The sequence below is a fragment of the Caulobacter sp. D5 genome, from assembly GCF_003185805.1.
Lineage (GTDB): Bacteria > Pseudomonadota > Alphaproteobacteria > Caulobacterales > Caulobacteraceae > Caulobacter.
The window spans coordinates 1-10429 of sequence record NZ_QHJY01000127.1 but is presented as its reverse complement, the minus strand read 5'-3'; the positions used below and the strand labels follow the sequence as shown (position 1 = coordinate 10429).

The window sequence follows — 10429 nt, the reverse complement described above, 5'->3', positions numbered from 1 at the left end:
GGTCGGTCAGCAGGTCCAGCGCGATGCGCCGGGCATGGGTCTTGTCGCGATTGAGCAGCATCACCGCCCAGCGGCCGTCCGGCCGGCGCAGGGCGTAGGCGGTGACCAGCGGCCGGCCCTTGGCGTCGAGCGCCGATCCGGTCGCCGGCCACACCTCGTGCGCTCCGCCGCCGGGCGCGGCCCAGTCGCGGGTCATCATCCGCGCGGCCCAATAGGCCGGCATCGGCCAGCGGGCCTGGCCCTTCGGATCGGCCTGCCACAGCATCATGTTGCCGTAGCCGGCGCAGGCCAGATGCTGGTTGACCGGCACGTTGGGGCCGTAGCCGAACAGGTAGGCGGCGTCCCCGCCCAGGGCCAGGAATTGGCCGACGATGTCGGCGTTCAGCAGGGCGCTGGGCATCTGCGCCATCGCCCGGCCCGAATAGGCCGAGAAGCCGTACTCGCTGATCACCCAGGGGATGTCGCGGGGGATCTCGTCGTCGGCGAAGCGCCGGAACAGGGCCGCGTTCAGCGTGGTCTGCTCGCGCAGCTTGTCCTCGATGTCGCCGCACAGGTCGTCGAACGGGTAGCGTTCATAGGAGAAGAAGCCCAGCCGCCCGATCTCGCCGCGCTGGCGCAGGTAGCGCATCAGCCGCCGGGTCCAGGAGTGGTCGGGGTCCTCGTCCAGCCAGGTGTCGGCGATCCCGCTCTGCAGGCTGGGGCCGCCGAACACCAGGGCCGGATCGATCGCGCCAAGGGCCTTGGCGAAGGCCAGGTACAGCGCCCCGTAGCTCTCGGCGTCGACATACTGGCCGTCGGGCTCTTCGCCCAGCTCGACCTGGGTCACGGGGTGACCCTTGTTGCGCAGGTAGCGGATCAGCGCCGCGCCGTTCTCGGGCGTGTCGTAGAGCACCCCGACCGGAACCATCATCGGCCGGCCGTTCGTCAGGCCGCTGGCGTAGACGAGGTCGATCCCCGGCTGCTCCAGGTCGCGATCCTGGTCGATGGCCCGGTGCCAGGGATCGGTCGACGACACCTGGGCGTAGGTCTGTCCGCGCCCGGAGCGGGCGTGGCGTACTCGGTCGACGAAGCGGCCGGCCGCGTCGATCGTCCCGAACCCGACCTCGCGGATGGCGTAGCCCAGGCCGTCGCGGACGTCGGTCGAGCCCGCCGGCGCGGTCCCTGACGACTTGGTCATCAGTATACGGATAAAGCGGGCCTCGATCGGTTTCTCGAACCGCAGCAGCGCCTCGCCGCCATGCCCGTCGGTCACCACGCCGCCCGGGAAATCGACCCAGCGGCCGACGGGATCGTACTCATCGACCCCTATCCAGTGCTGCACCCGATAGGCGATGGCCCAGGGCGTTCCCCAGCGGATGCGCGCGGCTGAGACCGGTCCGGCGGCGCCGAGATCGAACTTGGCCCATTCGGCCAGGGCCGGCGCGCCGGTGTAGCGCGGGTCCAGATAGGGGTTCGACTTCCAGAAGCTCTCCGGATCGCCGTCGTCGAGTCGGGAGAAGCCGCTGTTGTTGGCGTTGTCGACGCTGTCGCCGCGCCGGGGCAGGGCGTAGCCGTGGCTCAGCCGGATCGGCGCTCCGGGCTGGTCGCTGGACGTCCAGTAGCCCTGGCTATGAGCGCCGTCGCTCCAGCTTCCGCGCGGGTTCCAGTGCCAGGCCTCGATCCCCAGTTCGGTGCGCAGGCGATAGGTGATCGGCTTCAGCCCGCCCTGGCGCATGCGCGCGACGTTGTGGGCGGTGTAGAGCGGAGCGACCTCGCCGCGGCCCATGCCGTCCAGCCCCGCACCGAGGGCGGCGGCGGGATCGATGCGGTTGGCCGGTCGCCCGGCCGTCAGGTCGATGGTCACTCTGTCGGCCGCCGGGGCCGCCGCATGGCCTTGCGAGGCGCCAAGCCCCGCGCAGGCGATCAGCAGGGCGAGAACCGGGCGACGCATGGACGACCTCCGTCGGGAGGATCGGCCTTTGGCCCGGCCCCGCGCCGCCGTCAACGGCGCGGCTGCTCTTAGAAGGTCTTGCGCACCCGAAGCTGCACGAAGGTGCGCGGATCGATGTCGCGGACCTCGACATAGTCGACCGTGCGCGGGCTGCGGTTGGCGTAGACCGTGCGGGTGACGACGAAGTCGTCCCAGATGTTCAGCTGGGCGCGGATGGCCAGGGTCGGGGTCGGCTTGTACTCGGCGAAGGCCTCGTAATAGTTCGAGCCGCGCCACTTGCTGGTCTGGTCGGGGCCGTAGGTGCCCTGGCCCAGCAGCGGCAGCCAGTTGATCCCCCACTGGGTCTTCCAGGCGACGATGTCCTGCTCGAAGCCGATATTGGCCTGGGTCGGGCGCACCTGCGAGATCGGCCGTTCCTTGCCGGTGGTCGGGTCGGTGACCTTGGTCTGGTTCCAGTCGTTCTTGAAGGTGAAGCGGCCGCCCTTGATCCCCAGCTTGTCGGTCGGGACCACGATGTTGAGCGCCAGCTTGTCCAGCGTGCCGTCGCCGATGTTGCCGGTCGCCGACAGGCCGCCGGGCAGGGGCAGGCGGTCGATGACGCCGACGATCTCGTCGTGGCGCAGGGTCAGGGCCACGACGCCCTGGCCCCAGAACCGGCGCTCGTAGGTCAGTTCCGAGATCCAGCGCTGCTCGGGCACGAGGTTGACGTTGCCGGCATAGACGTTGCCGTCGCCGAACTCGGCCGAGGCGGCGAAGTCGCCGAAGTCCAGCTGGCCCAGCTCGCGCTCGAAGCGGAAGCGGATCTGGTGGTCGGCCTTGGGCGTCCAGGTCGCCTGGAAGCGGGGCTTGGCGTAGAAGAAGCTCTCTTCCTGGTCGGCGTCGCCCGACTGGCTGATGGTCGAGGTCTCCAGCCGCAGGCCGCCCTCCAGGGTCAGCTTGGGGCTGACGCGCCAGGTGGCCTTGGTGAACAGCTCGCCGCGCAGCTCCTCGACCTTGACCGAGGCTGACGGCAGGACGACCGGCGTTCCGCCCACCGAATAGGCCTGGTCGACGTCGAGCATGTTGTAGGCGACCTCGCCGCCGGCCTCGATCGTCAGGCCGGCCGAGCGCTCGTGGCGGACCAGGGCGCGCAGGATCGATTCCTGGGTTTTGCCCTCGGCCGTGAAGCGCTCCTGGTCGCCGGTTGCGCCGCTGACGGTCTGGCCATAGGTCGCCACCTCGTCATAGCTGCTGAATTCGTGGATCGCCCGGGTCTCCAGCGCCCAGCGCGGGGCCAGGGGGCGGGTGTAGGTCAGGCCCAGCTCGCCCGACTTGTTGTCTTCCTCGTAGGCGCTGCGGCGGAAGGCGGTGGACGAGGCGGTCTCCTGCCATTCGTCCCAGTTGCTGATGCCGTACTTGGCCGTGGCCTCCAGCTTGCCGCCGGCGACCGGGCCCGAGAAGTTGCCGCGGATGCCGGTGCTGCCGCCGTAGCCGTCGTTGAGATAGCTCTCGTCGCGCAGCAGGGCGCCCGAGGCGCTCTTGCGGGTCAGGCGGCCGGCGCCGTTGGAGTCGCTGGAGCTGATGCCGTCCGACAGGGTTACGCCCCAGCTCTTCTCGCCGTCGCGGGCGGTGAACTGGTAGGAGCCGCCATAGAGGTCCCGGCCGCCGAAGAAGATGGCGCTGTTGTGGGTCAGCACCGACTGGCGGCTGACGCCCTTCTTCAGGATCACATTGGCGACGACGCCGTAGCCCTGCATGTCGATGCCGGGCGCGCCGCCGCGGATCAGCTCGATGCGCTCGACCTGGTTGGCCGGGGTGCGCGACAGCACGTTCGAGCCGGTGTCGTTCTTCGAGGCCGGGCGGTTGTTGTTGATCAGGATGTTGCCGACCGAACCCTCGAAGCCGCGGGTGCCGGCCCCGTCGTTGACCACGAAGCCGGGCAGGCGGTCGACCATGTCGAGCGCGGTGTTGGGGCGCAGGGTGGCGAAGAAGTCCGGCGTGAACACCAGCACGCCCTTCTGGGCGGCGTCGTCCATCGGCGCCTGGCTGGTCGGGCCGGTCGGAACCGGAGCCTGGGCGGCCTGCGGCGCATCGGCCGCCTGGGCGGCGCCGGCGGCGACAAACAGCGCCAGGGCGGCCCCGGCGAACAACACGGACTTGGACATCTCACTTCCCCTCAATCCCGGGGGAAGGTCTAGCCGTCCGGGAACGCCGATCTCAAATTAAATGGCGGAAAGGTGGATTACATATCTGACACCATTACAGGATGTTTAGATTTGGAGTCGATCCGTGATCGGGGCTTTGTTTTCGGTTTTTCACAAGACTAAATGCTTAAAAATCCTGTCGACAACGCGGATATTATCTTGGGTGACGAATAACTATGTTGATCGTGGGGTGGGTTAAGTAACGCGGTGGTGGTTGTGTTTTGCTGGTCCTGGCGATCTTATGCCCGCCCCGTCCGACCGGATCCGCGCGACGCCGATGACCCCCGACCTGAAATCGCTGCTGTCCCGGCGTATCCACCCGGACGACTCCCTGCCGGGCGAGCCGGCGAAGGAGGACCCCTATCGCGAATGGGGTGACCTGCCGTTCTCCGTCTCGGTTTTCGACCACTGGCTGTCGGAGGAGGAGTACATCGCCGAACCCGTCGTCCGCCACCACGACGCGGTGAAGAAGGGCCTGATGGCGGGCTATCTGGAGGGCGAGCGGCGGTTCGAGGCGTTTTATGCCGAACTCGGCCGTGAAGGCGCCTATCTGGAGGCGCGCTGGCGCCAGGGCGGACGCCGCTTCGTACCGGCGTCGAGCGGCCTGCTGAAGCGCATTGTACGCCACAGCCTGCGTGAAGGGCGTGGCATGGACCTTGTCTTCGTGGCCGCGCCCGTGCGGGTGATCGGCTGCTGGAACCGCACCGACCTGCTGCTGCCCGAAACGGCCGCCATCCGGAACGAGGTGGCCGCAGCCGCGATGCGCCATGGCCTTCACGTCCTGCCCTAGGCGTCGGAGGGGCGGGCCCTACCGCGTCTTGTAGATCTCCGCCTCGATGATCCCCAGTGCCCCGCCGGCCCTGACCTTTTCGGCGCCGGTGTCGAAGCCGGCCTTGGCGCCGGTGATCTCGACGATCTTGCCGAAGCCGTCGCGGTCGGCCGTGGCGCCGGTCAGGGCGATGCGCAGGCGCGAGCCCTTCACAGGCTTCAGCGGCAGGGTCACGTAGCCCAGGCTCTTGGGCGCCTCGCCCTCGTAGACCACCTGGCCGTCCATGGTGATGCGCAGCGGATAGGAGCGCAGGCGCCAGCCGATCAGCTTCAGCACCACCTCGTCGGCGACCTGGGGCTTGCCGAGGTCGTACTCGATCCAGGCGTTGGCCAGCTGGCCGTCGCTGGCCCAGTGGGTGGTCTCGTCGTCGTCGGTGGTCGCGCCGGCGGTGTCGGCGTTGGCGCCGGCCAGGATCTTCACCGGCTTGATCGTGTCGCGGCGAACCTTGAACGCCGGCGTGGCGGGCGTGGGGCCCCGCGCCAGGCTGACGGGGAGCAGCGCCGCGTCCGACGCCGGCGCGACGGCGTCCAGCGTGATCGTCGCCGGCTTCAGGCCCTCGGCGGTGGCGGTCACCGTCACCTTGCCGGCCGCCAGGGTCGAGCGCAGGGCCACGCGGTTGACGCCGCCCTCGACCGGCAGGGTCTTGGCGAGGATGTAGTTGTCGTCCTTGCGGTTGGCGCCGGCGTACTGGGTGACGGCGTCCACCCCGGCGGGACCCTTGGTCACCGGCTCGCCTGAGGTCGAGACCGGGACGTCGGTCGGCTTGGCCGCGCTTTTGGAGTCGCCCTGGGCGATGCCGCCGCGCCATTCGGCCGGACCGGCTACGTCGAAGCTGACGGTGTCGAGCGCCGTCGGCACGCGGCGGCCCTGGGCGTCCACCGCCTCGACATCCACGAGGGCCACGTCGGCGGCGTCGGCCTTCCAGCCGCCCGGGCCGTTGCGCGGCGTCAGGCGCAGGGCGACGGCCGGACCCGTCGTGACCCGCTCGTCGCGCGCCACGTCCTTGCCCTTGGCGTCGCGGGCGATGGCGACCAGCGTCCCGGGCGCGTAAGGAACGCCCTTGAAGGTGAAGAGGAAGCCGTCCGACTTCACGCCCTGGCCCAGCGACTGGCCGTTCAGAACGAGCTCGACGCTGTCGGCGCTGGACACCACCGTGACGTCCTTCACGACGCCGGCCGCATAGTTCCAGTGGCCGACGATGCGGGCGCGCGGCTGCTCGACATCGACCCAGCCGTCCCACATCACCTGGTGGGCGAAGAAGCCCTCCTTGGGGAGGCGCATGGCGTCGACCTCGCCGCTGCGGCGGTAGTTGTTGTCGCCGCGGAAGTGGGTGTTGCTGTCGGAAAAGATGATGTTCACCCCGCCCGAACTGACCCGATCGCCGCCGCCGGGGCGCTCGCGCCAGTAGTCGAACCAGCGGCGCACGGTCTCGGCGACCATGCTGTCCTGGTTGCGGTTGTAGTCGGGGCTGTCGGCGTGGAACGGCGCGGTGAAGGCGTCCTGGAACTTCCGCGCCGACTCGTCGCGGGAATATTCCATCGCCCACACCGGCTTCTTGGCGCTCTTGTTGATGTAGAGCATCTCGCCGCCGTACTCGGCGACCTTGCTGTCGAGCATCTCGCGTGAGCCGATGGCCCGGCCGCCGTGCGGGTCGAACTGGTCGCGCACGGCCTTCAGCTGCGCCATGTGGTCTTCGCTGATGTTCTCGTTGCCGCCCTCGTAGAAGACGATCGACGGGTTGTTGCGGAAGGCGATGATGGCGTCGCGCATGGCCTCGACCCGCTGGTCCCAGCGGCGGCCGGAAACATCGCTCTCGGCGTCGCCGGCCGGCATGGCCTGCATGAGGCCGACACGGTCCGACGACTCCACGTCCTGGCGGGCGGGGGCGATGTGCATCCAGCGCACCAGGTTGCCGCCGCTCTCGACCATCAGGCCGTTGGAGAGGTCGCTGATCCACGGCGGGATGTCGGTTCCGAGCGCCGGCCACTCGTTGCTGGTGCGCTGGGCGTAACCGTGCACCTGGATGGCGCGGTCGTTGAGGAAGACGGTCCCGTTCCGGAATTCGGTCTTGCGGAAACCGGTGCGGGTCAGGGCGCTGTCGACCACCTTGCCGTCCTCCACCAGCTCGGTGGTCACCGCATAGAGATAGCCGTAGCCCCAGCTCCAGAAGTGCAGATCGGAAAGCCGCTTGCTGGCCGAGACGGTCTTGGTCTCGCCCGGGGCGATGGTCACGGCCGGGGCGGTGAACTGGCCGGCCGGCTTGCCGTCGACGTCCTTCAGGGTGACCCGGTAGCTAAAGGTGCGAGGCTTGGCGCCGTCGTTCCTCACCTGGCTCTCGGCATGGACGGTCGCGGTGCGGCCCTTGATGTCGAAACCGTCGGCCCAGACATAGACGCCGGTGGTGCCCAGGCTGGAATAGAGCGGCAGGGTCTGGTGCAGGTCGCCGGTCAGGTGCAGCCGCACCGCACGATGGATCCCGCCGTAGTTCACATTGAAGTTGTTGTTGTTCCACTGAAAGCCGCTGCCGGTGGCGCGCTCCTTGTACTTCCAGTCGTTGTCGACCCGCACCGCGATCACGTTCACGAAGGGGGCGGGCTTCAGCAGCCTGGTCGCATCCACGCCGAAGGCCGTGACGCCGTTCTCATGACCGCCCGCCAGCACGCCGTTGACATAGACGTCGCCGGCCTGGCGCACGCCCTCGAAGTCGAGGATCGCCTGGCCGCCGACCGCCGGACCCTTGTCGGTCGGCAGCACGAAGCGCTTGCGGTACCAGGTGATCCCGGTCGAGTGGTCATGGATGTCGCGGGCGAAGGCCTCGTCCTCGTTGAAGGCGCGGGGCAGGGTGACCGGCTTCCAGGCGGCGTCGTCGAATTCGACCGCCGCGGCGCCCTGGACGTCGCCGGTCGTCATCCGCCAGCCGTCGTTGAATGGCGCGTCCAGGCGCTGGGCGAGGGCTTGCGTGGCCGTCAGGCTCAGCAGGCCAGCCAGGCCCAGCTGGGCCAGCGAACGGGGCATCGAACGGGTTTGGGGGCGCCGCATGAACCTCTCCCAGTCACTACTTATTGGTCAGGCCAATTTATCGTTGGGCGCAGATGTGGCTTGACCGCCATCCGTGTGTCAAGTCGATCTCACAATTGTGGACGGCGTCCCGCATTATGAGATGGAGCGGCCGAGTCGATGCGCGCTGGTCACCGCCGCGAGCCTGCGCTATACGCCGCCGCGATGACCCGCACGCCGCACCACCATGGCTGCCACCACCATCCGACCTCGCCTCGCGGGATCGGCCGGGTCCGCACGCTCTAAACCAGCGAACCCAGCCAGAGCCCCGCCTAGCGGATGGGGCTTGAGCTAAGCGCCATCCGTCGAAGCCTAGAAGATCTCTAAGGACCGACGATGACCGACGCCGCTGACGACGCCAAGAACCAAGACTTCCGCCCCGAGGCTCGCGCCCCGCGCGGCTTCGCCGACAAGCGCGCCCGTGACCTGCGCGCCGAGAAGTCGATCCTCGAGGCCGTCTCGGCCGTCTATGAGCGCTACGGCTTCGAGGCGCTCGACACCGGGGCCTTCGAATATGCCGACGCGCTTGGCAAGTTCCTGCCCGACAGCGACCGCCCGAACGAAGGCGTCTTCGCCTTGCAGGACGACGACGACCAGTGGATGGCCCTGCGCTACGACCTGACCGCCCCGCTGGCCCGGTTCGCCGCCCAGAACTGGGAAACCCTGCCCAAGCCGTTCCGCCGCTATGCCTTCGGTCCGGTGTGGCGCAACGAAAAGCCCGGCCCCGGCCGCTTCCGCCAGTTCATCCAGTGCGACGCCGACACCGTCGGCTCGGCCCGCCCCGAGGCCGACGCCGAGATCATCGCCATGGCCGTCGAGGGCCTGGAGGCCGCCGGCCTGCCGCGCGGCGCGGCGGTGCTGAAGATCAACAACCGCAAGCTCCTCAACGGCCTGCTGACCGGGGCCGGCGCGACCAGCGAAGGCCAGAAGCTGGCCGTGCTGCGCGCGGTCGACAAGCTGGACCGCCTGGGCGTCGAGGGCGTGCGCCTGCTGCTGGGCGAAGGCCGCCTCGACGACAGCGGCGACTTCACCAAGGGTGCGGGCCTGGCCGGCAAGGCCATCGACTCGGTGCTGGACTTCGTCCAGGCGGGTGTGGGCGGGCGTAGCGCGACGCTGAACAACATCGCCAAGGTCGTGGCCGGCTCGGCCGAGGGCGACGAGGGCCTGGAAGAACTGGCCAAGATCGACGCGGCCCTGACCAGCCTGGGCGTCGCCGACGACCAGGCGATCATCGACCCGTCGATCGTGCGCGGCCTGGAATACTACACCGGCGCGGTGTTCGAGGCCGAGTTGCTGCTCTCCACCACCGACGAGAAGGGTAACAAGATCTCGTTCGGCTCGATCGGCGGCGGCGGCCGCTACGACGACCTGGTGGCCCGCTTCACCGGTCAGCCGGTGCCGGCCACGGGCTTCTCGTTCGGCGTCTCGCGTCTGGCGGCGGCCCTGCGGGCGGCCGGTCGCGAGCCGGCCAGCGCGGCGCGCGGTCCCGTCGTGATCATCAATTTCGACCAGGCGCACATGGGCGAGTATTTCGCGGTCGCCGGCCAGCTGCGTGCGGCGGGCATTCCGGCCGAGGTCTATCTCGGGACCTCGGGCATGCGTCCGCAGATGAAGTACGCCGACCGTCGCCTGTCGCCGGCCGCCATCATGCTGGGCGGCGACGAGATCGCCGCCGGCACGGTGACGATCAAGGATCTGGACCTGGGTCGCGAGCTGGCCTCGGGCGTCGCCGACAACGCCGCCTGGAAAGCCGAGCGGCCGGGCCAGCAGACCATTCCGCGCGGCGACCTCGTCGCCGCCGTCAAGAAGATCATCGGGGGCTGATCCGTTGAGGCTAGAGCGTTCCATCCCGGCGGAGGCGCTCGACGCCATCCGCGCTCCGTTCCTGTCGGCCGGGGCCGTTCCCACCGACGCCCCGGTGCTGCAGCCCCTGGGCCTGCTTCTGGATCTGGCCGGCGAGGCCATGCGCTCGCGGCTGTTCGTCGTCTCCGGCGACGGCGGCGACGAGGCCTGCCTGCGTCCGGACTTCACCGTCGCCGTCGCCCGCCAGCATCTGGCTTCGGGCCTAGAGGCTGGCCGCTACCTCTATGAAGGCAAGGCCTTCCGCGTCGCCCCGCGCGGCAGCGACCGGGCCGAGGAGTTCCTCCAGATCGGCGTCGAGGCCTTCGAGGCCGCCGATCCCGTGGCCGCCGACGCCGAGATCGCGGCCCTGGCCTGGGCCGGCGCCGCGGCCGGCGGTCGCGACGACCTGACCCTGCTGCTGGGCGACGTCGGTTTGTTCGCCGCCTTTGTCGACAGCCTCGACCTGACCCCGCCGCTCGGCGCGCGGCTCAAGCGCACCTTCTCGCGCCCGCGCCAGCTGAAGGCCGAACTCGAGGGCGAGGCCGCTCCCGGCGCCGCCCCCGGGGGGAGCAGCGAGCGCAGCCGCAT

At 69.4% G+C, this 10429-nt stretch carries 6 protein-coding genes; 3 read left to right on the top strand and 3 right to left on the bottom strand.

The features are described from left to right. Both DMC18_RS09490 and DMC18_RS09485 read right to left on the bottom strand, forming a co-directional pair. Positions 1-1930, bottom strand: a 1930-nt coding sequence (locus DMC18_RS09490) for a discoidin domain-containing protein (RefSeq protein WP_110132887.1), incomplete at its 3' end; no start/stop codon positions are given. Positions 1931-1998: 68 nt separating this feature from the next. Beyond that, on the bottom strand, positions 1999-4074 hold the full coding sequence (locus DMC18_RS09485) for a TonB-dependent siderophore receptor (protein ID WP_110118597.1): 2076 nt from the start codon (positions 4072-4074) through the stop codon (positions 1999-2001). 316 nt (positions 4075-4390) lie between these two features. Between DMC18_RS09485 and DMC18_RS09480 the strand changes: the two genes are divergently transcribed. Further along, entirely contained in the window at positions 4391-4903 is a 513-nt protein-coding gene (locus DMC18_RS09480; protein WP_146218027.1) for a hypothetical protein, read from the top strand. Positions 4904-4921: 18 nt separating this feature from the next. On the opposite strand, the gene DMC18_RS09475 is transcribed toward DMC18_RS09480, so the two are convergent. Then, complete coding sequence (locus DMC18_RS09475) at positions 4922-7981, bottom strand: DUF4982 domain-containing protein (RefSeq protein WP_110132886.1); 3060 nt, start codon at positions 7979-7981, stop codon at positions 4922-4924. A gap of 354 nt (positions 7982-8335) precedes the next feature. Between DMC18_RS09475 and hisS the strand changes: the two genes are divergently transcribed. Continuing rightward, complete coding sequence (gene hisS, locus DMC18_RS09470; protein WP_110118599.1) at positions 8336-9823, top strand: histidine--tRNA ligase; 1488 nt, start codon at positions 8336-8338, stop codon at positions 9821-9823. Positions 9824-9827: 4 nt separating this feature from the next. Continuing rightward, the coding region (locus DMC18_RS09465) for an ATP phosphoribosyltransferase regulatory subunit (RefSeq protein WP_199232559.1) at positions 9828-10429 on the top strand (602 nt) is incomplete at its 3' end.

Excerpts from the sequence above, each read along its gene's own strand:
- DMC18_RS09480 (WP_146218027.1), top strand. The coding sequence starts at position 4,391 with ATGACCCCCGACCTGAAATCGCTGCTGTCCCGGCGTATCCACCCGGAC.
- DMC18_RS09475 (WP_110132886.1), bottom strand. The coding sequence starts at position 7,981 with ATGCGGCGCCCCCAAACCCGTTCGATGCCCCGTTCGCTGGCCCAGCTG.
- DMC18_RS09485 (WP_110118597.1), bottom strand. The coding sequence starts at position 4,074 with ATGTCCAAGTCCGTGTTGTTCGCCGGGGCCGCCCTGGCGCTGTTTGTC.
- hisS (WP_110118599.1), top strand. The coding sequence starts at position 8,336 with ATGACCGACGCCGCTGACGACGCCAAGAACCAAGACTTCCGCCCCGAG.